This is a genomic window from Tamlana crocina, from assembly GCF_012037625.1.
The window spans coordinates 1-419 of sequence record NZ_JAAVJS010000306.1 but is presented as its reverse complement, the minus strand read 5'-3'; the positions used below and the strand labels follow the sequence as shown (position 1 = coordinate 419).

The following is a 419-nucleotide window of genomic DNA, read 5'->3' as shown; positions in this document are numbered from 1 at the left end:
ATGGAAGAATTTCCAATAGAGAAAATCACTACTTCAAACCTGAGCTGCTTCAATCTCAGTACGACACTTTGGAACTGCCATCCTACGGGATTCATATAGATGTAGATCAATCTCCTGATGAAATAATGAAAGAAATTATGGATAAGATAAAAGATAAGTCAGAAATAGGGCTATTAGGTTTGGGGGTGATGGGAAAAAGTCTGGCACTCAACATGGCTTCAAAGGGTTTTAAAGTTTCGGTCTACAACCGACATGTGGAAAAAAGAGAAGTGGATGTGGCAAAGAAATTCGTTGCTGAAAATTCGGAGTTTAATTTCCGCGGCTTTGACGATCTAAAAGCTTTTGTTGAAAGCCTTGAGCGGCCGAGAAACATCCTTCTTATGGTCAATGCCGGTAAGGTAGTGGATTTCGTAATTGAA

The 419-nt window shown here is 39.6% G+C and carries 1 protein-coding gene; it reads left to right on the top strand.

Annotated elements, in window-relative coordinates; translation table 11 throughout:
* A partial coding sequence (locus HC176_RS16845; RefSeq protein ID WP_245234943.1) for an NAD(P)-binding domain-containing protein occupies positions 1–419 on the top strand: 419 nt, incomplete at both ends.